At 71.4% G+C, this 22,571-nt stretch carries 21 protein-coding genes; 7 read left to right on the top strand and 14 right to left on the bottom strand.

The window, feature by feature from the left end; all coding sequences use genetic code 11:
- Positions 1-162: 162 nt before the first annotated feature.
- Positions 163-963 (bottom strand): hypothetical protein, encoded by an 801-nt coding sequence (locus tag E6R60_RS11670; RefSeq protein WP_136326754.1) that lies wholly within the window; start codon positions 961-963, stop codon positions 163-165.
- Between the two features lie 502 nt (positions 964-1,465).
- Between E6R60_RS11670 and E6R60_RS11675 the strand changes: the two genes are divergently transcribed.
- The 5 genes from E6R60_RS11675 to cseC all read left to right on the top strand — a co-directional run bounded on the left by E6R60_RS11675 (position 1,466) and on the right by cseC (position 6,061).
- A complete protein-coding gene (locus E6R60_RS11675) occupies positions 1,466-2,368 on the top strand; it encodes an A/G-specific adenine glycosylase (protein WP_136326438.1) in 903 nt (300 codons plus the stop codon).
- Positions 2,369-2,600: 232 nt separating this feature from the next.
- A complete protein-coding gene (locus tag E6R60_RS11680) occupies positions 2,601-3,245 on the top strand; it encodes a SigE family RNA polymerase sigma factor (RefSeq protein ID WP_136326439.1) in 645 nt (214 codons plus the stop codon).
- Between the two features lie 41 nt (positions 3,246-3,286).
- A complete protein-coding gene (locus E6R60_RS11685) occupies positions 3,287-3,976 on the top strand; it encodes a hypothetical protein (RefSeq protein WP_136326755.1) in 690 nt (229 codons plus the stop codon).
- A 10-nt stretch (positions 3,977-3,986) separates the two neighbouring features.
- Positions 3,987-4,688, top strand: coding sequence for a two-component system response regulator CseB (gene cseB, locus E6R60_RS11690; protein ID WP_136326440.1), 702 nt, complete (start codon positions 3,987-3,989; stop codon positions 4,686-4,688).
- Positions 4,685-6,061 (top strand): two-component system sensor histidine kinase CseC, encoded by a 1,377-nt coding sequence (gene cseC / locus E6R60_RS11695; protein WP_136326441.1) that lies wholly within the window; start codon positions 4,685-4,687, stop codon positions 6,059-6,061. Before cseB ends, cseC begins: the two co-directional genes overlap by 4 nt.
- Positions 6,062-6,122: 61 nt before the next feature.
- Here cseC and E6R60_RS11700 read toward each other — a convergent pair whose 3' ends face one another.
- Positions 6,123-7,700: an MDR family MFS transporter gene (locus E6R60_RS11700; RefSeq protein WP_136326442.1), complete on the bottom strand. Its 1,578-nt coding sequence runs from the start codon at positions 7,698-7,700 to the stop codon at positions 6,123-6,125.
- 123 nt (positions 7,701-7,823) lie between these two features.
- Between E6R60_RS11700 and E6R60_RS11705 the strand changes: the two genes are divergently transcribed.
- Positions 7,824-8,408 (top strand): TetR/AcrR family transcriptional regulator, encoded by a 585-nt coding sequence (locus tag E6R60_RS11705; protein WP_136326443.1) that lies wholly within the window; start codon positions 7,824-7,826, stop codon positions 8,406-8,408.
- 21 nt (positions 8,409-8,429) lie between these two features.
- Here E6R60_RS11705 and E6R60_RS11710 read toward each other — a convergent pair whose 3' ends face one another.
- Positions 8,430-9,167 (bottom strand): M23 family metallopeptidase, encoded by a 738-nt coding sequence (locus E6R60_RS11710; protein WP_136326444.1) that lies wholly within the window; start codon positions 9,165-9,167, stop codon positions 8,430-8,432.
- Positions 9,168-10,739: 1,572 nt separating this feature from the next.
- Positions 10,740-13,268 (bottom strand): ATP-dependent Clp protease ATP-binding subunit, encoded by a 2,529-nt coding sequence (locus tag E6R60_RS11715; RefSeq protein ID WP_136326445.1) that lies wholly within the window; start codon positions 13,266-13,268, stop codon positions 10,740-10,742.
- Positions 13,269-13,699: 431 nt separating this feature from the next.
- Between E6R60_RS11715 and E6R60_RS11725 the strand changes: the two genes are divergently transcribed.
- Positions 13,700-14,320, top strand: coding sequence for an SCO3374 family protein (locus E6R60_RS11725; RefSeq protein ID WP_136326446.1), 621 nt, complete (start codon positions 13,700-13,702; stop codon positions 14,318-14,320).
- Here E6R60_RS11725 and E6R60_RS11730 read toward each other — a convergent pair.
- From E6R60_RS11730 to E6R60_RS11775, 10 genes are all read right to left on the bottom strand, one after another.
- Complete coding sequence (locus E6R60_RS11730; RefSeq protein ID WP_136326447.1) at positions 14,299-14,634, bottom strand: Lsr2 family protein; 336 nt, start codon at positions 14,632-14,634, stop codon at positions 14,299-14,301. The two genes, E6R60_RS11725 and E6R60_RS11730, sit on opposite strands and share 22 nt — an antisense overlap.
- Before the next feature lie 144 nt (positions 14,635-14,778).
- A complete protein-coding gene (locus tag E6R60_RS11735; protein ID WP_136326448.1) occupies positions 14,779-15,336 on the bottom strand; it encodes an amino-acid N-acetyltransferase in 558 nt (185 codons plus the stop codon).
- A 9-nt stretch (positions 15,337-15,345) separates the two neighbouring features.
- Positions 15,346-15,828: a BlaI/MecI/CopY family transcriptional regulator gene (locus tag E6R60_RS11740; RefSeq protein WP_136326449.1), complete on the bottom strand. Its 483-nt coding sequence runs from the start codon at positions 15,826-15,828 to the stop codon at positions 15,346-15,348.
- Positions 15,829-15,941: 113 nt separating this feature from the next.
- Complete coding sequence (locus E6R60_RS11745; protein WP_136326450.1) at positions 15,942-16,121, bottom strand: hypothetical protein; 180 nt, start codon at positions 16,119-16,121, stop codon at positions 15,942-15,944.
- Positions 16,122-16,163: 42 nt separating this feature from the next.
- The gene (locus E6R60_RS11750; protein ID WP_136326756.1) at positions 16,164-16,748 is read right to left on the bottom strand and encodes a hypothetical protein; all 585 of its coding nucleotides are present in this window, start codon (positions 16,746-16,748) and stop codon (positions 16,164-16,166) included.
- 140 nt (positions 16,749-16,888) lie between these two features.
- A complete protein-coding gene (locus E6R60_RS11755; protein WP_024493731.1) occupies positions 16,889-17,686 on the bottom strand; it encodes a type III pantothenate kinase in 798 nt (265 codons plus the stop codon).
- Positions 17,686-18,729: a carboxylating nicotinate-nucleotide diphosphorylase gene (gene nadC / locus E6R60_RS11760; protein WP_136326451.1), complete on the bottom strand. Its 1,044-nt coding sequence runs from the start codon at positions 18,727-18,729 to the stop codon at positions 17,686-17,688. The genes E6R60_RS11755 and nadC overlap by 1 nt, the downstream gene beginning before the upstream one ends.
- Before the next feature lie 2 nt (positions 18,730-18,731).
- Positions 18,732-20,465: an L-aspartate oxidase gene (locus E6R60_RS11765; protein ID WP_136326452.1), complete on the bottom strand. Its 1,734-nt coding sequence runs from the start codon at positions 20,463-20,465 to the stop codon at positions 18,732-18,734.
- Complete coding sequence (gene panC, locus E6R60_RS11770) at positions 20,462-21,481, bottom strand: pantoate--beta-alanine ligase (protein WP_136326453.1); 1,020 nt, start codon at positions 21,479-21,481, stop codon at positions 20,462-20,464. The genes E6R60_RS11765 and panC overlap by 4 nt, the downstream gene beginning before the upstream one ends.
- On the bottom strand, positions 21,478-22,434 hold the full coding sequence (locus E6R60_RS11775; protein WP_136326454.1) for a DUF2520 domain-containing protein: 957 nt from the start codon (positions 22,432-22,434) through the stop codon (positions 21,478-21,480). The genes panC and E6R60_RS11775 overlap by 4 nt, the downstream gene beginning before the upstream one ends.
- Between the last annotated feature and the right edge of the window lie 137 nt (positions 22,435-22,571).

Consider the following 22,571-nt stretch of genomic DNA (forward strand, 5'->3'; position numbering starts at 1 on the left):
GCTCGAGCCGGTCCGCTGCCACACCGGGGCGCTCGCACCGGCCGCCCGCAGCTCACACCTGTCCGCCTGCCCCGGGCCGGTCTCACCTGGTCCGCCCCGCCGCAGCCTGCGGTCAGCCCTGCCACAGCCCCTGCGGCCAGTTTTCGACGTGAGCCCTTGCGGTCAGTCCTTCGCGAGAACGAACGACGCGCGCTGCACGGGCTCCCCCGGGGCCTTCGCCTCGACCAGGTACGTCCCGGGCCCGGCGGTCCCCGCGGGGGGCGTCGCGCACTTCGGGGTGCTCTTCGCGCGGTCCCACTCCACCGTGTGCTCCACGGTCGCCCCCGCCGGCACCTTCAGCAGCACGGCGGCCGCGTTGCGCGGGCAGTCCTTGGAGGACCACACCTCCTCGTCGTCACCGCCGGCCTCGGTGACGGTGAGGACCGCGGTCTTCGGACCGAAGTCGGCCTTGCACGCGGTGGACGAGGTGTTCGTGGCGATCAGCCGGAACGTGGGCTTCTCGCCCGGCCCGTACCGGAGTTCCGTCTTCAGCGTCAGCCGCAGCGCGGCGGGTGCGCAGTCGGGGAGCGGGGAGCCGGCCGGAACCCGCTGCCCCGCCGTTCCGCCGCCCGAACCGTTGCCCGAACCGGAACTGCCTTCGGAGGCCGCGCCGTTGGCACCGCCTGCTCCGCCACCCGCTGCCCCGGAACCCGCGTCCGCGCTTCCGCCGTCGCTCCCGGCGCCGCCGCCGCTGCTGCCGCCACTGCCGCCGCTGGCGCCCGACTCGTCGCGGCCGCCCGGCTGTTCACTGATCGCGGGGCCCGAACCGGAGGGCCCTGGGGTGATCGAATTCGCGGGACCTGGGCCGGGAGCCCGGGAGTCGTCGTGGTTCCCCTTGCCGCCGGAGGAGGTGACGGCCCATGCGATCAGCGCCGCGAGCAGCGCAACCAGCGTCGCCGCTACCGCCCTCCGTCGCCAGTAGATGGTGGAGGGAAGCGGCCCGATCGGATTACGCAGAGATCCCACGGCCCAAACTGTACGAGAGAACAGCGCCAACTCCCGCCCCACCCGCCGCCAGACGCCTCCGAGTTTTGCCGATCATCATCCCGGGGCGGCCTGTTGACGCTCCGGACGTGCGTCACGGGCACCTTCGGCGATCAGGCGGACACCGTAAGTGATCTTCACGGAAGGGAGCCGGCCCCCGGGACGACCCCGGCCGGCCCCGTCCGTCTCCGGCTGTCTCCGGCTGTCTCCGTCCGTCTCCGGCCGACCGCATCGGCGGGCGCGGCAGGACCGCGACGGCCGGAAGCGACCCCTGGGCCAGTTGCCGCAACGGCTCGCGGGGCGTGCCGCCACTTGCCGGAACGCAGGGTCCGGCGGGGCGGGGAAAGTCGGGGGTCCCTATCACTCCAAGGGCTCGTATGAGGGGCGACACCCCCGTGCCCCTGACCCTCGTCTGCACTTCCGTGTCAGGATCGACGGTGCGATGACTGCCACGACTGCGACACAGACGCCCCCCACCTCCCTCCACGCTCCCGTCATCGGGTGGTTCGACCAGCACGCCCGCGATCTGCCCTGGCGCCGCCCCGAAGCGGGCGCCTGGGGTGTGATGGTGAGCGAGTTCATGCTGCAGCAGACCCCCGTCAACCGGGTCCTCCCGGTGTACGAGCAGTGGCTGGCCCGCTGGCCGCGGCCCGCCGACCTCGCAGCACAGCCGCCCGGCGAGGCGGTCCGCGCCTGGGGCCGGCTCGGCTACCCGCGGCGGGCCCTGCGCCTGCACGGTGCCGCCCAGGCCATAACGGAACGCCACGGCGGCGACGTACCGAGCGAGCACGCCCAACTGCTCGCCCTGCCCGGGATCGGCGAGTACACGGCGGCGGCCGTGGCCTCGTTCGCCTACCGGCAGCGGCACGCCGTCCTCGACACGAACGTCCGCAGGGTGTTCGCCCGGGCCGCGACCGGCATCCAGTACCCGCCGAACGCGACCACCGCCGCCGAGCGCAAGCTCGCCCGCGCCCTCCTGCCGGACGAGGACGAGCAGGCGGCGCGCTGGGCGGCCGCGACGATGGAGCTCGGCGCCCTCGTCTGCACCGCGAAGAACGAGGACTGCGGGCGCTGCCCGATCTCCGGGCAGTGCGCCTGGCGGCTGGCCGGCAAGCCCGCGCACCAGGGACCGCCTCGGCGCGGCCAGACCTACACCGGTACGGACCGGCAGGTGCGCGGCAGGCTGCTCGCCGTGCTGCGCGAGTCGGTGACCCCGGTGCCGCAGTCGGCGCTCGACGCGGTGTGGGAGGAACCGGTGCAGCGGGCCCGGGCGCTGGACGGCCTGGTCGCCGACGGGCTGGTCGAACCGCTCGCGGGCGGCCAGTACCGGCTGCCGATGACCTGACGGGACGGACCCGCCCGTGGGCCCGGCGGACCGGACCCGCTGGTTCCGCTTCCGCGGGTCCCGGTTCCCGCCCCGCCTGCGCTGTTACACAACCGATGGACAGCCGTGCGTCGGCGTACGGCTGCTCCGCACAGCCTCGTGACAACAGCTCCGTAGCGTCACCGACGTCAGCCCGACGACCAGGCGGCTGGCGGTGGTTCTACGGGGATTCACGGGGACGGAGGCGGTTGTCATGGCGCAGGGTGAGGTGCTCGGTTTCGAGGAGTACGTGCGTACCCGGCAGGACGCGCTGCTGCGCAGTGCGCGGCGGCTGGTCCCGGACCCCGTGGACGCGCAGGACCTGCTGCAGACCGCCCTGGCCCGCACCTTCGGCCGCTGGGACGGCATCGCCGACAAGTCCCTCGCCGACGCCTACCTGCGCCGCGTCATGATCAACACCCGTACCGAGTGGTGGCGGGCGCGCAAACTGGACGAGGTCCCCACCGAGCAGCTTCCCGACGCCAGCGTCGAGGACGGCACCGAGCAGCGCGCCGACCGTGCCCTGCTGATGGACGTCCTGGGCGTGCTGGCTCCCAAGCAGCGCAGCGTGGTCGTGCTGCGACACTGGGAGCAGATGAGCACGGAGGAGACGGCGGCGGCGCTCGGCATGTCGGCCGGTACGGTGAAGAGCACCCTGCACCGGGCCCTGGCGCGACTGCGCCAGGAGCTGGAGAGCAGGGAAGCGGCGAGCCGTGCGGAGCGCATCCGTGAGGACGGGGACCGCGGGGCGGAGGTCCGCGTCGTGGCCGCCCGGAACCCGGTGCGGTCACGGTCACAGGCAGGGGCGCCCCCCGAGGGGCGTCACGACGAGCGGGGGCGGGAGCGGTGCGCGGCCTGACAGGCAGCGGTGAGGGCGGCGGCGGGAGCGGCGGCCCGGTCATCACCCGAGGACCCACGGCGGACACCGGCGGCGGGCGCGGGCGCCTGCTGAGCGGGTGGGCGGCGAGCAGCACGGCTCTGGTCGGGCTCGCCGCCTTCGGGCTGTTCGCCGTCAGTTGTTCCACCGGGGGCACGGGTACGCGTGACGAGGGCCCCGCGGGCAGCCAGCCGGTCGCCCAGGCCACCGCGAGTGTCACGGCGCCGTCCACGGTGAAGCCGACGCCCCGGGTCGACGCGGTGGATCTGCTCAAGGCGGATCCCAGGGTGAGCGGGCGTGTCAGGAGCGACCTCAAGCCCTGCACCGGTGACGAGTACCCGGTGGACACCTCCTACGGCACCCTCACCGACGGCCCCTCGGCCGATGTGGTGGTGAACGTCATGACCTGCGGCGACTCGGTCGGCGTGGGCACCTATGTGTACCGGCCGCGGGCCAACGGCACCTACGAGAACGTGTTCACCGTCGAGCAGCCCTCGGTCTACGGGACCATCGACCGCGGCGACCTCGTGGTGACGACGCAGGTGTACGGGACGAAGGACGCGGTCGCCTATCCCTCGGGCGAGGAAGTGATCACGTACCACTGGGCGGGCAGCCGGTTCACCGAGGAGGACCGGGTGCACAACGACTTCAACAGAGCTGTCGGTACCGGAGACGGGGAGTTCCCCGCACCCGCGGAACCGACGAAGAACTGAGAGCAGTCCGATGGCCGAGACCCATGTCCTGTTCGTCGAGGACGACGACGTCATCCGCGAGGCCACCCAGCTGGCGCTGGAGCGGGACGGCTTCGTGGTCACCGCCATGCCCGACGGCCTCCTCGGCCTCGAAGCGTTCCGGCGGAACCGGCCCGACATCGCACTGCTCGACGTGATGGTGCCCGGCCTGGACGGGGTCAGCCTCTGCCGGCGGATCCGGGACGAGTCGACGGTCCCGGTGATCATGCTCTCGGCCCGGGCCGACTCGATCGACGTGGTGCTGGGCCTGGAGGCGGGCGCCGACGACTACGTGACGAAGCCGTTCGACGGCGCGGTCCTGGTCGCCCGGATCCGGGCCGTGCTCCGCCGCTTCGGCCATGCCTCGGGACACGGGGCGGGCGGCGGCGAGGCGATCCGGACCGAGGGCGGTGTGCTGGTCTTCGGTGATCTGGAGATCGACACCGAGGGCATGGAGGTCCGCAAGGGCGGCGAGCAGGTGGGGCTGACCCCCACCGAGATGCGGTTGCTGCTGGAGTTCTCGTCCGCCCCCGGCACGGTGCTCTCCCGCGACAAACTGCTGGAGCGGGTGTGGGACTACGGCTGGGGCGGGGACACCCGGGTCGTGGACGTCCACGTCCAGCGGCTGCGCACGAAGGTCGGCCAGGACCGGATCGAGACGGTGCGCGGCTTCGGCTACAAGCTCAGGGCATGAGGCGCCCGGCCCTGCGGACGGGCGTCCGCTGGAAGATCAGCATCGCGATCGCGGCGGTCGGCGCGCTGATCGCGGTCGCACTGAGCCTGGTCGTCCACAACGCGGCCCGCGTCTCCATGCTGGAGAACGCCCGCGAGGTCCAGCTGGAGCGGCTGACCTACGCCCAGCTGCTCTACGAGGCGACGAAGACGAAGAAGGCCGATCCCCGCTTCGGCGCCAAGCTCAACGATCCGGCGATGCCGAAGAGCCTGCGCGAGGAGACCGGACGCAACCGGCGCGCCACGCATGTCGAGGACAGCGGCGGGGTGCCCGACGTCTGGGCGGCCGTACCGCTGCCCGGCGGCGACGTGCTCTCGCTGCACACGCGTTTCGCCGACCGCTCCACCACGATCCTCGGCGATCTCGACCGGGCCCTGATCATCGGCTCGGTCTCGGTGGTCCTCGGCGGCTCCGCGCTGGGCGTCCTGATCGGCGGCCAGCTCTCGCGCCGGCTGCGCAAGGCGGCGGCCGCGGCCGGGCGGGTCGCGCAGGGCCACACCGACGTCCGGGTGGGGGACGCCGTCGGCGGGGTCGTGCGGGACGAGACCGACGAACTGGCCGGTGCGGTGGACGCCCTGACGGACGCGCTGAACGAACGGATCGAGGCCGAGCGCCGGGTCACCGCGGACATCGCGCACGAGCTGCGCACGCCCGTGACGGGCCTGCTGACGGCCGCCGAGCTGCTGCCGCCGGGGCGCCCCTCGGAGCTCGTACGGGACAGGGCCCAGGCGATGCGCACGCTGGTCGAGGACGTGCTGGAGGTGGCCCGGCTGGACAGCGCCTCCGAGCGGGCCGAGCTGCAGCAACTCGCGCTGGGCGAGTTCGTCAGCCGGCGGGTGACGCTGCTGGACCCGCAGGTGCGGGTGCAGGTGGTCCACGAGTCGTGGGTCAGCACCGATCCGCGCCGGCTGGAGCGCATTCTGTTCAATCTGCTGGGCAACGCCGCCAAGCACGGTTCCACGCCCGTGGAGGTCACGGTCGAGGGCCGGGTGGTGCGGGTCCGCGACCACGGTCCCGGGTTCCCGGCGGCGCTGCTGCGGGAGGGACCGAGCCGGTTCCGCACCGGAAGCAGCGACCGGGCCGGGCACGGGCACGGACTGGGGCTGACGATCGCGGCCGGTCAGGCACGGGTGCTCGGCGCCCGGCTGACCTTCCGCAACGCGGCCCCCGAGGGGGCGGCCGAGGGCGCCGGCGGGGCGATCGCCGTCCTGTGGCTGCCCGAGCACGCCCCGACGGACACCGGCAGCTTCCCCATGCTCCAGCTGGGCGAGCAGCGCGGACCGGACCCGCGGGGCAGGAAGGCCGGCGACAGCGGGCCGCCGGCCGTCCGCTGAGCGCGGGGTACGCGAAAGGCCGCCAGGCGTGCGAGGCGCACCTGGCGGCCGTACGGAACCGCTAGACGGCCTCGACCACGGGGGCCGCGGTCTCCGGTCCGGCGCCTCGCAGCGGGACCTCCTTGACGAAGAGCGCGGCCACCACGGCGATCAGCCCGACCGCGGCGCCCACCAGGAAGGCGGCGTGGGTGCCGGACGCCACCGCGAACTCGTACGCCTCACGCACCGGTGCCGGCAGCTTCGCCAGACTCGCCGCGTCCAGTTGAGCGCTGTGCATGGTGGCGCCCGCCCCACCGCGGGCGGCCATCTCGTCGTTCACCCGGCCGGTGAACAGGGCGCCCATGATGGCGACGCCGAAGGAGCTGCCGAGCGTACGGAAGAGGGTCGTGGAGGACGAGGCGACGCCCATGTCCTTCAGCTCGACGCTGTTCTGCGCCACGAGCATCGTGATCTGCATCAGGAAGCCCATGCCGGCACCGAGCACCGCCATGTAGACACCGGAGGTGAAACGGCTGGTGCCGGTATCCATCTGAGCGAGCAGGAAGAGGCCGGTCACCATCAGGATCGAGCCCATGATCGGGAAGATCTTGTAACGGCCGCTGTTGGTGGTCACGCGTCCGGCGATGAGCGAGACGATCATCATCGCCAGCAGCATCGGCAGGAGCAGCAGTCCTGAGTTGGTCGCGGACGCGCCCTGGACGGACTGCTGGAACAGCGGCAGGTAGAGCACCGCGCCGAACATCACGAAGCCCGCCATGAATCCGACCACGGACATCAGCGTGAAGTTGGCGTTGCGGAAGATGTGCAGCGGGATGATCGGCTCCGCGGCCTTCGTCTCGACGAAGAGGAAGCCCGCCAGCGCGGCGACGCCGATCGCGATGAGCTCCATGATGACGGCGGAGTTCCAGTCGTACTCCGAACCGCCCCAGGTGGTGACCAGCACGATCGCGGTGATGCCCACGGTGAGCAGTCCGGCGCCGAGGTAGTCGACGCTGACCTTCTTGCGCTCCCGCTTGGGCAGGTGCAGCACGATGGTGATCATGGCCAGGGCCACGGCGCCCAGCGGCAGGTTGATGTAGAAGCTCCAGCGCCAGCCGAGGTGGTCGGTGATGGTGCCGCCGACCAGCGGTCCGCCGATCATCGCGACCGCCATCACGCCGGCCATCATGCCCTGGTACTTGCCGCGCTCGCGGGGCGGCACGAGGTCGCCGATGATCGCCATGACGCCGACCATCAGACCACCGGCGCCGAGTCCCTGGATGGCCCGGAAGCCGATCAGCTGGCCCATGTCCTGGGCCATGCCGCTGAGGACCGAGCCGATCAGGAAGATCACGATGGACGTGAGGAAGACGCCCTTGCGCCCGTACATGTCGCCGAGCTTGCCCCAGATGGGGGTGGAGGCCGCGGTGGCCAGGGTGTAGGCCGTCACGACCCAGGACAGGTGCTCCAGCCCGCCGAGATCACCGACGATGGTCGGCATCGCGGTGCCGACGATCAGGTTGTCGAGCATGGCGAGCAGCATGGCGATCATCAGGGCGAGCACCACCACCCGTACGCTGCGCTCACGCGGCTCGGGTTTCCCCGCCGGTCCGGCCGACGGATCCGCCTTCCCGTCCGTCGCCTTCATCAGGTCCGCCATGTTCCCCAACTCCCCAGTTCCCCTGTACACCGGGCCCTTACTTGCCGCCCGGCTAGTTGATTACACTAGGGGAAAGTAGCCCCGTAACTAGCCGGGCGTCAAGTAAGTTCTTGGGAGAGCACCATGGGCAGCACGCCGCAGCCGCGCCGGGGCAACACCCGCCAGCGCATTCAGGACGTCGCCCTGGAACTCTTCGCCGAGCAGGGTTACGAGAAGACCTCGCTGCGGGAGATCGCCGAGCAGCTCGACGTCACCAAGGCCGCGCTCTACTACCACTTCAAGACCAAGGAAGACATCCTGGTCGGCATCTTCGAGGACCTCAACCGTCCCATCCAGGAGCTGATCGACTGGGGCGAGACCCAGCCGCGCACGCTGGAGACGAAGAAGGAGATCCTCAGCCGCTACAGCGAGGCCCTGTCCGGCTCCGAGCCGCTCTTCCGTTTCATGCAGGAGAACCAGGCGGCCGTACGCGACCTGAGCATCGGCGTGACGATCAAGGAGCGGGTCCTGGCGCTCGTGGACCTGATCAAGGATCCCGACGCACCGCTCACCGACCAGGTGCGGTGTTTCAGCGCGCTCTTCACGATGCACGCCGGAATCTTCGCACTGAAAGACGTCGACGGCGACCCCGAGGACAAGCGGAAAGCCGCCCTCGAAGTCGCCGTCGAACTGGTCACCCGGGCCCATGACCCGGGTGCCGCCCAGTAGCGGGGTGGTGTCGCGGTCGAATCAGACCGAGACGCCCTCCTTGTGCAGGTAGTTCACCGGGTTGACCGCGGAACCGTAGTTCGGGGTCGTCCGGATCTCGAAGTGCAGGTGCGGGCCGCTGGAGTTTCCGGTGTTGCCGGAAAGGGCGATCTTCTCGCCCTTGTTCACGTACTCGCCGATGTGCACGTCGATCCGCGACAGGTGCGCGTACTGCGAGTACGTGCCGTTGCTGTGCTTGATCACGATGGCGTTGCCGTACGCGGGACCGTCGCCGCCGCCGTTCGGGCCGGCCTTCACGATGACGCCCTTGTGCGCGGCCTCGACCTTGGTGCCGATCGGCACGGCGAAGTCCTGGCCCGAGTGCTTGTGCGCCCAGCGGCTGCCGTCGTTGCCGAAGCTCGCGCTCAGCTGGTAGTGGTCGACCGGGGTCTCCCAGGCCAGCTTCGCGGCCCGCTTGGCGGCGGCCTTCTTCTTGGCGGCCGCCTTCTTCTTCGCCGCGGCGGCCTTCTTCTTGGCCTCCTCGGCCTTCTTCGCCGCCGCGTGCTTGGCCGCCTTGCCCTGCGCGACCGCCTGCTGGGCGACCGAGTCGGCGGTGGTCGCACTCGCCAGGCTCGCGGTGCCGGTGGTTCCCGTCGTGCCGGCCGCGAACGCAGCGCCCGCACCGAGAACCATCGACGTCCCCAGGCCGGCTGCCACGACGGCGCCACGAACACGGGAAGCGGACGGGCGGCGGGTCTGGAACGTAACGCGCTTCGACATAAGCAGAAAACCTCCGGGATGACGGAACCCGGCGGTGCGCCGGGCTGGCCATACCTTGGTAACCCGGGCCCCCCGATGCACTCAAACCCCCCATCTACGAAGAAAAGCCGTAGTAAGACATCCGGGAATTCACCGCGCCGGGCCTCGTCCCACCCCCGCGGAAGTCGCCGGAAGTCTCCGTCCCGGAACAGGTTTAGCCGCAGCTCTTCCCTGCCCATACCGGACACAGGCCCACCATCCCGGCACTTCCGCCCAAACACGGGTGGGTCCGGCCGGACACCGGGCCGAAGGTCCCGGCCTCGGGTGGGTCGATTTCTCCTAAAGTGCCTAGTAGGCCCCAAAACGCCTGTGCGCCTTGTCACCGGCGGTGGGACCTAGGGCTGTCCGTTTCGGGACCTTCGGCACGGGGCCCTCCGCCGTCCGGGGCGGGGTGCGGGTCCCCTGCGGGGGGCGGTGCCCTGCTTTGGTTGCCCTTTTCCGGGGCGCGGGGTTCCGTCCTCAAGCGCCGGACGGGCTTGAGATGCGCGGGTCCCCTGCGGGGTGCGGGGCCCTTGTCGGGGTGCGGCGCCTTGTCTTGGTTGCCCTTGCCCGGGGCGCGGGGTTCCGTCCTCAAGCGCCGGACGGGCTTGGGGTGTGCGGGGCCCCTGCGGGGTGCGGGTGCCCTGGCGGGGTGCGGCGCCTTGTCTTGGTTGCCCTTGGCCGGGGTGCGGGGTTCCGTCCTCAAGCGCCGGACGGGCTTGAGATGCGCGGGTGCTCCGTGCTGCGGAGGCGCCCATGTCCGGTGGGTGGGGGTTCGGGGTCCCTCCGGGGCGTCTCCTCAAACGACGAACGTTCGGCGGGTACGCAGCGGACCCGGGTATCTGTTCGTCGTCCTGCGGGGACTCCCCTGCACGCCCCCGAACCCGCCCGCCGTGCGTCTGCGGCAGTCGCAGGGCCGGTGTGCACACGCAGACGATGCCGGGTGGGGGCGTGCAGGGGAGTCCCCGCAGGAAATGGCGTACGACCCCAGTCGTTTTCCCACCGGGCCGCACATGCCATTTCTGAGGAGTCTCCCCGGAGGGACCCCACCCCCACCCACCGGACAGAGGCGAACACCCGCACAACACGGCGCACCCGCCACCCGGGTCGGTGTTCGTCGTACTGCGGGGACGCCCGAACCCGCCCCGCCGTGCGTCTGCGGCAGGCGATTCACCGGGCGTACAGGCGCGGGACGGCCGGGTGGGGGCGTGCAGGGGAGTCCCCGCAGGAAATGGCGTACGACCCCAGTCCTTTTCCCACCGGGCCGCACACGCCATTTCTGAGGAGTCTCCCCGGAGGGACCCCACCCCCACCCACCGGACAAAGGCGCACACCCGCACAACACCGCGCACCCGCACCACCACAGCCCGTCCGGCGATTGAGGACGGAACCGGCCCGCCGGAGCACCGCCGCCCCGCGGAGCACCCGCACCCCCGCACGGGGACCCGCGCACCGCGCCTCGGACCGACCGAGCGACAGCAAAAAGGTGGCCCCGAACCGGTGTGAACCGGTTCGGGGCCGCCCCTTCGTACGCTCGGGCGCGCTAGGCGCCTGTCACGCTTCCTTCGTCATGTTCGGGCCGGCGCCGCCTGCCGCCTGCTCGATCGGAGGGACGTCGGGCAGAGCCGACTTCTCCTCGCCGCGGAAGGTGAACTTCTGCTCTTCACCCTCGCCCTCGGTACCGACGACCACGATGTGACCGGGGCGCAGCTCACCGAAGAGGATCTTCTCGGAGAGGATGTCCTCGATCTCGCGCTGGATCGTCCGGCGCAGCGGCCGGGCGCCCATCACGGGGTCGTAGCCCTTCTTCGCCAGCAGGGACTTGGCGGCCGGGCTCAGCTCGATGCCCATGTCGCGGTCCCGCAGGCGCTCGTCCACCTTGGCGAGCATGAGGTCGACGATCTGGATGATGTCTTCCTCGGTGAGCTGGTGGAAGACGACCGTGTCGTCGACACGGTTGAGGAACTCGGGCCGGAAGTGCTGCTTGAGCTCTTCGTTGACCTTCGTCTTCATCCGGTCGTAGTTCGTCTTCACGTCGCCCTGGGCGGCGAAGCCCAGGTTGAAGCCCTTGGAGATGTCCCGGGTCCCGAGGTTGGTCGTCATGATGATGACCGTGTTCTTGAAGTCCACGACCCGGCCCTGGGAGTCGGTCAGGCGACCGTCCTCCAGGATCTGGAGCAGGGAGTTGAAGATGTCGGGGTGGGCCTTCTCGACCTCGTCGAAGAGGACGACGGAGAACGGCTTGCGGCGCACCTTCTCGGTGAGCTGGCCGCCCTCCTCGTAGCCCACGTAGCCGGGAGGCGAGCCGAAGAGGCGGGAAACCGTGTGCTTCTCGCTGAACTCCGACATGTCGAGGGCGATCAGCGCGTCCTCGTCACCGAAGAGGAACTCGGCGAGCGTCTTGGACAGCTCGGTCTTACCGACACCGGACGGGCCGGCGAAGATGAACGAGCCACCCGGGCGCTTCGGGTCCTTCAGACCGGCTCGCGTACGGCGGATCGCCTGCGAGAGGGCCTTGATGGCGTCCTTCTGGCCGATGACGCGCTTGTGGAGCTCGTCCTCCATGCGCAGCAGACGGGAGGACTCCTCCTCCGTCAGCTTGAAGACCGGGATGCCGGTGGCGGTGGCGAGGACCTCGGCGATGAGCTCGCCGTCGACCTCGGCCACGACGTCCATGTCGCCGGCCTTCCACTCCTTCTCGCGCTTGGCCTTCGCCGCCAGCAGCTGCTTCTCCTTGTCACGGAGAGACGCCGCCTTCTCGAAGTCCTGGGAGTCGATGGCCGACTCCTTGTCGCGACGCACGCCCGCGATCTTCTCGTCGAACTCGCGGAGGTCCGGCGGCGCGGTCATCCGGCGGATGCGCATCCGGGAACCGGCCTCGTCGATCAGGTCGATCGCCTTGTCCGGCAGGAAGCGGTCCGAGATGTAGCGGTCGGCCAGCGTCGCGGCCTGGACCAGCGCCTCGTCCGTGATGGACACGCGGTGGTGGGCCTCGTAGCGGTCGCGCAGACCCTTGAGGATCTCGATGGTGTGCGGCAGCGACGGCTCCGCGACCTGGATGGGCTGGAAGCGGCGCTCGAGAGCGGCGTCCTTCTCCAGGTGCTTGCGGTACTCGTCGAGCGTGGTGGCGCCGATGGTCTGGAGCTCGCCTCGCGCCAGCATGGGCTTGAGGATGCTCGCCGCGTCGATCGCGCCCTCGGCGGCGCCCGCACCCACCAGGGTGTGGAGCTCGTCGATGAACAGGATGATGTCGCCGCGGGTGCGGATCTCCTTGAGGACCTTCTTCAGGCGCTCCTCGAAGTCACCGCGGTAGCGGGAACCGGCGACCAGCGCACCGAGGTCGAGGGTGTAGAGGTGCTTGTCCTTGAGGGTCTCGGGCACCTCGCCCTTGACGATGGCCTGCGCCAGGCCCTCGACGACCGCCGTCTTACCGACGCCGGGCTCGCCGATGAGGACCGGGTTGTTCTTCGTACGGCGGGACAGCACCTGCATGACCCGCTCGATCTCCTTCTCGCGCCCGATGACCGGGTCGAGCTTGGACTCACGAGCGGCCTGGGTGAGATTCCGGCCGAACTGGTCGAGCACCAGCGACGTGGAGGGCGTGCCCTCCGCGGGGCCGCCCGCCGTGGCCGCCTCCTTGCCGCCCGAGTAGCCGGACAGCAGCTGGATGACCTGCTGGCGCACCCGGTTCAGGTCGGCGCCCAGCTTCACGAGGACCTGGGCGGCGACGCCCTCGCCCTCGCGGATGAGGCCGAGCAGGATGTGCTCCGTGCCGATGTAATTGTGGCCGAGCTGAAGGGCCTCGCGGAGCGACAGCTCCAGGACCTTCTTGGCTCGGGGCGTGAAGGGGATGTGGCCGGACGGGGCCTGCTGGCCCTGACCGATGATCTCCTCCACCTGCTGGCGGACCGCCTCGAGCGAAATCCCGAGGCTCTCCAGGGCCTTAGCGGCGACACCCTCACCCTCGTGGATCAGGCCCAGGAGGATGTGCTCGGTGCCGATGTAGTTGTGGTTGAGCATCCGGGCTTCTTCCTGAGCCAGGACGACAACCCGCCGCGCGCGGTCGGTGAACCTCTCGAACATCGTTAATCGCTCCTCAGAGCGGTCAGGCAGTAAGGGGTCGGTCCCCTCCCTGTCCTTCCGCAGCTTAGTCCCGCAAGCGGGGACCGCTCATTTCAACTGCCGACACCCGATCGATGGCCTCCTGCCCCGAACGCCGACACCTGCTCCAACCCGATGGTGCGAGACGATGTTCCCGCAGGCCAGGCAGATACCTCTTTCGCCTGTACGCCGATGGCGAACGTGAGACGTCCGTGGCTTGCGTGTCGCCCCTCCCCACTAGGGATGTCTTACCCGCAATTACAGACAGTCCATGCGGCGTACGCGGGTTCCCTCCGCTACGGGCGAACATCTTCGTACTCCCGAATGCGCCCGTACGCCCCCAACCCGGACACAGTATGCGTTCGATCAAGGACTCTGCGTAACTCTTGGCAGGCGTCGGGAGTTCTTCCGTCATGACTCCCACCGTCCCCCCTCCCCGCATCGCGCCCCCCGCAGAGCGGGACAGCCGCGCCGACGGCGAGTCACGGGGCACGTGTGCCCGGTGGTACGAGCGGGAGCTCGGCTGGGCAACGGCCGGCAGGGCGCCGGTGCGGCTGCTGACCGGGCTGCGGTTCGACGCGCTCGTCGTCCCCGCGGCCGCCGGTCACGCGGCGTTGCGCCGGGTGGGCCGGACCGGTCCGGTGGCGCTGGCGGGCCGGCGCATGAGCCTGCTGGTCGCACCGGGGAGCGCCGACGAGCTGCCCGGGCTGCTCGACTGGCTGGAGTGGGGCGGGGTCGCTCTGGAACTGACCGCTCTCGGCGCGGGCGGGCGGATCACCGCACCTCCGCCGCCGGGCCGGCCGGGTCCGCCGGGGGCCGCTGTGTGGCTGCGGCCCCCCTGTCCACCGCACGAGCAGGAGGGCGAGCCGGTGTTCCCGGCCCTCTCCGGCTTCGGGAGCAGGGGTGGGGATGCTCCCGATCTCATCCGGCTCGTGGACGCCGTGGCGACGGAATGCCACCGGGCCCGCCTGACGCGCGCCCGGACGGGGAGGTCTCCCCGGCCATCGGCTGATCAGCCGTTGGCCTTCTCGTAAGCCTCACGGATCTCCGCGGGAACGCGGCCGCGGTCATTCACATTGTGGCCGTTCTCGCGGGCCCACTTACGGATCTCCGCCGTGTCCTTGTTGCCGCCGGGAAGGGCACGGCCCTTGCCGCGTCCGGTCGCCGCACGGCCACCGGTACGCCGGCCGCTCTTCGCGTAGGGCTCGAGAAGACTCCGGAGCTTGTCCGCGTTGCTCGTCGTGAGGTCAATCTCGTACGTCTTGCCATCGAGAGCGAACGTGACGGTCTCGTCCGCCTCGCCGCCGTCGAGGTCGTCAACAAGAAGGACCTGAACCTTCTGTGCCACCGGATTTCCTTTCATCGAAAATGGAGTACGCGGAAAGGAAACCGCTTTTCACCGGAAAACACAAACCCCCGGGAGAGGTTCAGGAGCACGAGAAGACGGGAAACGTGCGCGATTCGGACATAGGGATCGGGCTTCTTCCCGCGCTCACAGGTGCAGAAGCATCCGGCTGTTGCCCAAGGTGTTCGGCTTCACGCGTTCGAGACCGAGGAACTCCGCGACTCCCTCGTCATAGGAACGCAGCAGCTCGCTGTAGACATCTCCGTCGACCGGCGTCTCCCCGATCTCCACGAAGCCGTGCTTGGCGAAGAAGGCGACTTCGAAGGTGAGACAGAAAACCCGCCGCACACCCAGCCAACGGGCGGTCTGCAACAACTTGTCCAGGACTTGATGGCCGACTCCGGCGCCCTTGATGCTGTGATCGACCGCGAGAGTACGCACTTCGGCCAGGTCTTCCCACATCACATGCAGTGCGCCGCACCCGATGACCCGGGCGTCCTCGTCCCGTTCGGCGACCCAGAACTCCTGGATGTCCTCGTAAAGCGTCACCGTCGCTTTGTCGAGCAGGATGCCTTCTCGTACGTAGCCGTCGAGGAGACGCCGGACCGCGCCCACATCACTCGTCCTCGCACGGCGGACGGTGATGGCCACGTTTATAACCGACGGATCGGTCTGGAAATCGGTTTGCGGAAGCTCTGAGGACATACCCCGACGCTATCGCCCGGCGTCCGGCCCCGTCTCACCGACCGCTTCGGAGCCTTCACCCGGCCCTTCCGCGCGTCCTTCACCGGCGACTTCGGGGCCTTCACCGTCCGACTGCTCGCCGTCCTCGGGAAGAGTGGGCAGAACGATCCGCATGGCATCCCGGAGCGCTTCCCGCTGCTCGGCCGACATCATCCCGAAGAAGGCGACCAGCGCGGCCGCGGGGTTGTCACTCCGCGACCAGGCTTCGTTCATCAGTGCGGCCGCGTACGCGGCACGGGTGGATACCGCCGTATATCGATATGCGCGGCCGTCCACTTCCCGGCGGACCCAGCCCTTCTGATGGAGATTGTCCATAACCGTCATGACGGTGGTGTAGGCGATGGACCGCTCCTGCTGAAGGTCCTCAAGGACTTCCCGCACGGTGACCGGTCGGTTCCATTGCCAGACCCGCGTCATCACGGCGTCTTCCAGCTCTCCCAATTGGCGGGGCACAGCGTCACCTCAGTGTCGGATGTCTGGAATGACCGGTTATATACACAACAAAAGGGCGCACGGCTCAGCGAGCCGTACGCCCTTCGTACGTGTCGTGCGCGGGGGCGGGGAGGTCAGACCCCGTCGGTGCGCGGTGCCTGCCGGGCCGATTCCGCGCGGCTGATCGCGGCGTCCACGGCCGCGTCCTCCTTGGCCTTGTTCGGCCCGCCCTGGCTCTTGACGATCGTCACGACCAGGCCGATGAAGAAGGCGGCCATCACCACGGGGGGCACGAGCGCGGATACGTAGTCCATGGCATCCAGAGTAGCGAGCCCGGCCGCGTCCACCGCGGCGCCCTACCCCGCGGCGCGTTGCTGGGGCGGCGGGACCGGTCGGCGGCGTGGCGGGAAGACCTCGGAGGGCTTCGGCGCTGGGCGTTCGGACGGGGCGGGCGGACGGGCCGGGGCCGCCGGGGCCGCCGGGGCCTTCGGCTTCTCGGGTTCCGCCGCGCGGCCGCCGGGCAGGGCGAGCAGCCGGCTGCGGGGCGCGGGCGCGGTGGCGGGCACCGCGCGACCGGCGAGACGGGCCCGCACCGAACGCTCGGCGAGCACCTGGCAGCGATCCAGGAGCGCCGCGGCGACCGGGCCGCCGCGCAGGGCGCGCAGCGCGGCGAGGTCTTCGGGCCGGGGGTCGTACCCGGCGGCCAGGGCGTCCTGGAGGCGCTCCAGGTAGCCGCTGAGGGAACCGGGAAGGGCGTTGCGGTAGCGGGCGAGGTCGGCGAGGAGGAAGGCGCGCAGCCGTCCGGCCTCACCGACGGCCTCGTCGACGGCGCCCGCCAGCCGCAGGCAGTCCTGGACGTCCTCGTCGGGCAGGGGCGCGGGATGGAGGGCGATGGCGAGGGCACGGCGGAGCACGCGCAGCTCGTCCGCGCTGAACGCCATACCGCCGCGTGATCCGTAGGGCGTGGGCATAGCGCGACAATACGTGCTAAAGGGACAAAATCCGCTTAACTGGCCATCGGCGGCGCGGCGGCTCCGGTGAGCCGCCGCGCGGGGAACGTCCCGGTCGGGCCGCGCGTCGGCTACAGACGCGACACGTTGCGCTCGTAGACCAGGCGCAGCCCGATGAGCGTGAGCCAGGGCTCGTGCTCGTCGATGACGGAGGACTCGCCCAGCACCATCGGAGCAAGGCCGCCCGTCGCGATGACCGTGACGTCGTCCGGGTCGGCGGCCAGCTCCTTCTTCATGCGTCCGACGACCCCGTCGACCTGGCCGGCGAAACCGTAGATGATGCCCGCCTGCATGGCCTCGACGGTGTTCTTGCCGATCACGCTGCGGGGCCGGGCCAGCTCGATCTTGCGCAGCTGCGCCCCCTTGACGCCGAGCGCCTCGACCGAGATCTCGATGCCGGGAGCGATGACCCCGCCGGTGTACTCGCCACGGGCGGAGACGGCGTCGAAGGTGGTGGCCGTGCCGAAGTCGACGACGATCGCCGGGCCGCCGTACAGGTCGACGGCGGCGACCGCGTTGATGATGCGGTCGGCGCCGACCTCCTTCGGGTTGTCCATCAGGATCGGCACCCCGGTCTTGATGCCCGGCTCGACGAGGACGGCGGGGACGTCGCCGTAGTAGCGCCGGGTCACCTCGCGCAGCTCGTGCAGGACGGCCGGCACGGTGGAGCAGATCGCGATGCCCTCGATGCCGTCGCCCAGCTCCATGCCCAGCAGCGGGTGCATGCCCATCAGGCCCTGGAGCAGCACCGCGAGCTCGTCCGCGGTGCGGCGTGCGTCGGTGGAGATGCGCCAGTGCTCGACGATCTCCTCGCCGTCGAACAGTCCGAGGACCGTGTGGGTGTTGCCGACGTCGATGGTGAGCAGCATCAGACGCCGGCCTCGTCGGTGTCGCGGAAGTCCAGGCCGATGTCGAGGATCGGCGAGGAGTGGGTCAGCGCGCCGACGGCCAGGTAGTCCACCCCGGCCTCCGCGTAGGCGCGGGCGGAGTCCAGGGACAGCCGGCCCGAGGACTCCAGGACCGCGCGGCCGCCGACGAGCGCGACGGCCTCGGCGGTCTGCTCGGGGGTGAAGTTGTCCAGCAGGATCAGATCGGCGCCGGCGTCCAGGACCTCGCTGACCTGCTCCATCGTGTCGACCTCGACCTCGATCGGCACGTCCGGGAACTGCTCCCTGACGCGCTTGAAGGCCTCGGCGACCCCGCCCGCGGCGATCACGTGGTTGTCCTTGACCAGCGCGGCGTCGGACAGCGACATCCGGTGGTTGACTCCGCCGCCGCAGCGCACCGCGTACTTCTCCAGGGCGCGCAGGCCCGGAGTCGTCTTGCGGGTGTCGCGGACCTGGGCCTTCGTGCCCTCCAGCACATCGGCCCAGGCGCGGGTGGCGGTCGCGATGCCGGAGAGCCGGCACATCAGGTTCAGCGCGCTGCGCTCACCGGTGAGCAGGTCGCGGGTGCGGGTGGTGACGGTCAGCAGCTTCTGGCCGGGGACGACGCGGTCGCCGTCCTCGACATGCCGCTCGACCTCGAAATCGTCCGTGCAGACGATCGAGAGCACGGCCTCGGCGACGCGCAGACCGGCCACGACACCCGCCTCACGGGCGGTGAAGTCGCCGGTGGCCACCGCGTCCTCGGCGACCGTGGCGACCGTCGTGACGTCCACGCCGCCGTCGAGGTCCTCCTCGATGGCGACGTGCGCGACGTCCTCGACGGTGACCGGGTCGAGGCCCGCGTCGGCGAGGAGCCGGGCGAGGGCCGGATCCAGACCGCACTCCAGGGCGTCCAGCTCGTAGCCGTCCTCCCCGCCGCAGCCGCAGGCGTCCCCGCAGCCGCCCGCGGCAGGTGCGGGCGCGCCGATCTGGATCAGCGGTACGTCCACGGGTGTGGGGCGCGGATTCTCTTCGGGCGTGCTCACGGTTACGGCTCCTCGGGAGTGGGGTGGGTGGTGCCTGTCGCTGCGCAGTCTGCTGCCCCGGACGGCCGGACGGGCCCGAACGCCTGGGTATCCGTCCGACGGAGGACGAGCTGCCGGTCCGGAGTGAGACGGACGACGAGGTGGCGGCGCCAGTTCTCGTCGTCGCGCTCGGGCCGGTCCTCGCGCCAGTGGCAGCCGCGCGTCTCCTCGCGGCTGCGGGCGGCGGCGACCAGGACCCGGGAGACCAGGAGGAGGTTGGTGACCTCCCAGGCCTCGACCCCCGGCACGGCGACCTTCGGCTCGGCGGCCCCGGCCTTCAGGAACGCGCTGCGGTGCAGGTCCTCCAGCTCCTCGGCGGCCCTGGCCAGGCTGTCAGCCGAACGCAGCACACCGGCGCCGCGGGTCATGATGCGCTGGATCGTGCCCCGGGCCTCGGGGGACATCAGCGGGGAGGGCACGGGGTGCGTGGCGACGGCCTCGCCCGCACGGGGCCTCTCCTCGATGACGTCGGCCGCGATCCGCTCGGCGAAGACGAGGCCTTCGAGGAGCGAGTTGGACGCGAGGCGGTTCGCGCCGTGCACGCCGGTGCAGGCGACCTCACCGCACGCGTACAGACCGGGCACGGTCGTACGGCCCCGGAGATCGGTCCGGATGCCGCCGGAGGCGTAGTGCGCGGCGGGGGCGACCGGGATCGGTTCGGTGACCGGGTCGATGCCGTGGGAGCGGCAGGCAGCCAGGATGGTGGGGAAGCGCTGCTCCCACATCTCGGCGCCGAAGTGGCGGGCGTCGAGGTACATGTGCTCGGTGCCGTGGAGCTGCATCTGGCGGGTGATGGCCTTGGCGACGATGTCGCGCGGGGCCAGCTCCGCCAGCTCGTGCTGCCCCAGCATGAAGCGCGTGCCGTGGGCGTCGACGAGGTGGGCGCCCTCGCCCCGTACCGCTTCCGAGACGAGCGGCTGCTGGCCCTCGGAGTCGGAGCCGAGGAAGAGCACCGTGGGGTGGAACTGGACGAACTCCAGGTCCGAGACCTCGGCGCCGGCCCGCAGCGCCAGGGCCACGCCGTCGCCGGTGGAGACCGGCGGGTTGGTGGTGGCGGAGAAGACCTGGCCCATGCCGCCGGTCGCCAGGATGACCGCGGGGGCGTTGACCGCGCCGACGCCGTCGTGCTGGCCCTCGCCCATGACGTGCAGGGTGACGCCGGCGGTACGGCCTTCGGCGTCGGTGAGCAGGTCGAGCACGAGGGCGTTCTCGACGGTGTGCAGGGCGGCTTCGCGGACGGCTTCGACCAGAGCGCGGGAGATCTCCGCACCGGTCGCGTCGCCGCCCGCGTGGGCGATGCGCCGGCGGTGGTGGCCGCCCTCACGGGTCAGCGCGATGGCGCCGTCGTCGGTGGTGTCGAAGTGGGCGCCGGTGCCGATCAGCCGGCGCACGGCGTCGGGGCCCTCGGTGACGAGGGTGCGGACCGCCGCCTCGTCGCAGAGGCCGACGCCGGCGACCAGGGTGTCTTCCAGGTGCTGTTCGGGGGTGTCCCCCTCGCCGAGCGCGGCCGCGATGCCGCCCTGCGCCCACCGGGTGGAGCCGTCGTCGAGGCGGGCCTTGGTGACGACGACGGTGGCGAGTCCGGCGGCGGCGCAGCGCAGCGCGGCGGTGAGTCCGGCCACGCCGGAGCCGACGACCACGACATCGGCGTCGATGGACCAGCCGGGGGCGGGGGCGGTCAGCCGTATTCCGGTCACGTGATGGCTCCGAAGGTCAGCGGGATGTTGTCGATGAGGCGGGTGGCGCCCACCCGCGCGGCGACGGCGAGGATCGCGTCTCCCGCGGTGCGGTCGTCGGGGATCTCGGTGAAGTCCGCCGGGTCCACGAGCGCCAGGTAGTCGAGGTCGAGCGGGGGCTGCTCGGCCGCCGCGTCGTCCAGGACCGCGCGGGCCGCGGCGCGCACGGCGGCGGGGCCCTTGTCGGGGCGGGCCCGGGCGACCGCCTGGGCGTCGGCCGCGAGCCTGGCCTCGCCGAGCCGGGTGAGACCGGCCGCCCGGCCCTCCGTCGCGCCCGCCGTCGTCCGCGCGCGGGCGTGCAGGGCCTGCTGGGCGGCGAGCCGGTCACGGGCCGCGAACAGGGCCCGGGACAGGGCGAGCGCGGTGTGCCGCTCGTAGGGGTCGAGGAAGCGGTTGCGGCTGGAGAGCGCGAGGCCGTCGGCCTCCCGGACCGTCTCCACGCCCACGATCTCCACGGGGAAGTTCAGATCGCGCACCATCCGGCGGATGAGCGCCAGCTGCTGGGCGTCCTTCTGCCCGAAGAACGCGGCATCGGGGCGGGTGAGGTGGAGCAGTTTGGCGACGACGGTGAGCATGCCGTCGAAGTGCCCCGGGCGGGAGGCGCCTTCGAGCCGCTCCCCCATCGGGCCCGCGGAGATCCGGACCTGGGGTTCACCCCCGGGGTAGACCTCGTCGACGGAGGGCGCGAAGACCACGTCGGCGCCGGCTTCGGCGGCCACGGCGAGATCGGCGTCCAGGGTGCGCGGGTAGCGGTCGAGGTCGGCCGCCTCCCCGAACTGGAGCGGGTTGACGAAGACGGTGACGACGACCTGGCCGGCCGGTCCGACCGCCGCACGCGCGGTCCGGATCAGGGAGGCATGGCCCTCGTGGAGGGCGCCCATCGTCATGACGACCGCCCGTTCGGCCCGGTCGCCCTCGGGGGCGTACCCCGCCAGTTCGGCGGCCGTACGGAGCAGGGTGGCGGCGGCTGCGGTCATCGGGACTCCTCCGGTCCGGCACCGGTGCTGCCGGGAGCGGCCGATCCGTCGGCCAGGACGCCGAGCAGAGCCTCGGCGGACTCCGGCTTGAGCATGCCGTGGGCGAGCGCGCGGTCGGCGGTGGCGCGGGCCATCGCGACGTACCCGGCCACGGTCTGCGGGGCGTGGGCGCGCAGCTCGCCGATGTGCGCGGCGACCGTGCCCGCGTCGCCCCGGGCCACCGGGCCGGTCAGGGCGGCGTCACCGGAGCGCAGCGCGTTGTCCAGGGCGGCGCCGAGCAGCGGGCCGAGCATCCGGTCGGGGGCGGTGACGCCCGCCGTGCGCAGCAGCTCCATCGACTGGGCGACCAGCGTGACCAGGTGGTTCGCGCCGAGGGCGAGAGCCGCGTGGTAGAGCGGCCGGGACTCCTCGGCGATCCACTCGGGTTCGCCGCCCATCTCGATGACCAGCGCCTCGGCGGCGAGCCGCAGCTGCTCGGGGGCGGTCACCCCGAAGGAGCAGCCGGCCAGCCGCTGGACGTCCACGGAGGTGCCGGTGAAGGTCATCGCCGGGTGCAGGGCCAGGGGCAGGGCGCCGGCCCGCAGTGCGGGATCCAGCACCTTCGTCCCGTACCGCCCCGAGGTGTGGACGATCAGCTGGCCCGGGCGGACGGCACCGGTCTCGGCGAGGCCCTCGACGAGCCCGGGCAGGGCGTCGTCGGGCACCGTCAGCAGGACCAGCTCCGCGCGCGCGAGGACCTCGGCGGGCGGTACCAGCGGGACGTCGGGGAGCAGGGCGGCGGCGCGGCGCACCGAGGCGTCGGAGACGCCCGACACGGCGACCGGGCGGTGCCCGGCGAGCGCCAGGGAGGCGGCGAGGGCGGGCCCGACGCGGCCGGCGCCCACGACGCCGACGGTGAGCCGGGCGGGGCGGTCCCTCGCGTCGAGGGGCTCCTTGTGGGTGGTTGCATTCACGCGGCGGTGGCCTTCCGTTCCAGTCCGCGGGGGGTACCGGACGACTTCTCTGCATGCTACGCCAGCGCCCGGCCCGGACCCCGGGCTGTCCACAGCCTGTGGACGGACCCGGCCGCACCTCAACCGCCGGGCGCCCG

Origin of the sequence: Streptomyces sp. A0642 (assembly GCF_004795105.1) — a bacterium.
In the GTDB taxonomy this organism is placed as follows: Bacteria; Actinomycetota; Actinomycetes; order Streptomycetales; family Streptomycetaceae; genus Streptomyces.

What these genes read in the sequence shown, in the direction of transcription:
- E6R60_RS11675 (WP_136326438.1), top strand. Translation starts at nt 1,466, where the DNA reads ATGACTGCCACGACTGCGACACAGACGCCCCCCACCTCCCTCCACGCT.
- E6R60_RS11680 (WP_136326439.1), top strand. Translation starts at nt 2,601, where the DNA reads ATGGCGCAGGGTGAGGTGCTCGGTTTCGAGGAGTACGTGCGTACCCGG.
- cseB (WP_136326440.1), top strand. Translation starts at nt 3,987, where the DNA reads ATGGCCGAGACCCATGTCCTGTTCGTCGAGGACGACGACGTCATCCGC.
- cseC (WP_136326441.1), top strand. Translation starts at nt 4,685, where the DNA reads ATGAGGCGCCCGGCCCTGCGGACGGGCGTCCGCTGGAAGATCAGCATC.
- E6R60_RS11700 (WP_136326442.1), bottom strand. Translation starts at nt 7,700, where the DNA reads ATGGCGGACCTGATGAAGGCGACGGACGGGAAGGCGGATCCGTCGGCC.
- E6R60_RS11705 (WP_136326443.1), top strand. Translation starts at nt 7,824, where the DNA reads ATGGGCAGCACGCCGCAGCCGCGCCGGGGCAACACCCGCCAGCGCATT.
- E6R60_RS11710 (WP_136326444.1), bottom strand. Translation starts at nt 9,167, where the DNA reads ATGTCGAAGCGCGTTACGTTCCAGACCCGCCGCCCGTCCGCTTCCCGT.
- E6R60_RS11715 (WP_136326445.1), bottom strand. Translation starts at nt 13,268, where the DNA reads ATGTTCGAGAGGTTCACCGACCGCGCGCGGCGGGTTGTCGTCCTGGCT.
- E6R60_RS11725 (WP_136326446.1), top strand. Translation starts at nt 13,700, where the DNA reads ATGACTCCCACCGTCCCCCCTCCCCGCATCGCGCCCCCCGCAGAGCGG.
- E6R60_RS11735 (WP_136326448.1), bottom strand. Translation starts at nt 15,336, where the DNA reads ATGTCCTCAGAGCTTCCGCAAACCGATTTCCAGACCGATCCGTCGGTT.
- E6R60_RS11745 (WP_136326450.1), bottom strand. Translation starts at nt 16,121, where the DNA reads ATGGACTACGTATCCGCGCTCGTGCCCCCCGTGGTGATGGCCGCCTTC.
- E6R60_RS11750 (WP_136326756.1), bottom strand. Translation starts at nt 16,748, where the DNA reads ATGGCGTTCAGCGCGGACGAGCTGCGCGTGCTCCGCCGTGCCCTCGCC.
- E6R60_RS11755 (WP_024493731.1), bottom strand. Translation starts at nt 17,686, where the DNA reads ATGCTGCTCACCATCGACGTCGGCAACACCCACACGGTCCTCGGACTG.
- panC (WP_136326453.1), bottom strand. Translation starts at nt 21,481, where the DNA reads ATGACCGCAGCCGCCGCCACCCTGCTCCGTACGGCCGCCGAACTGGCG.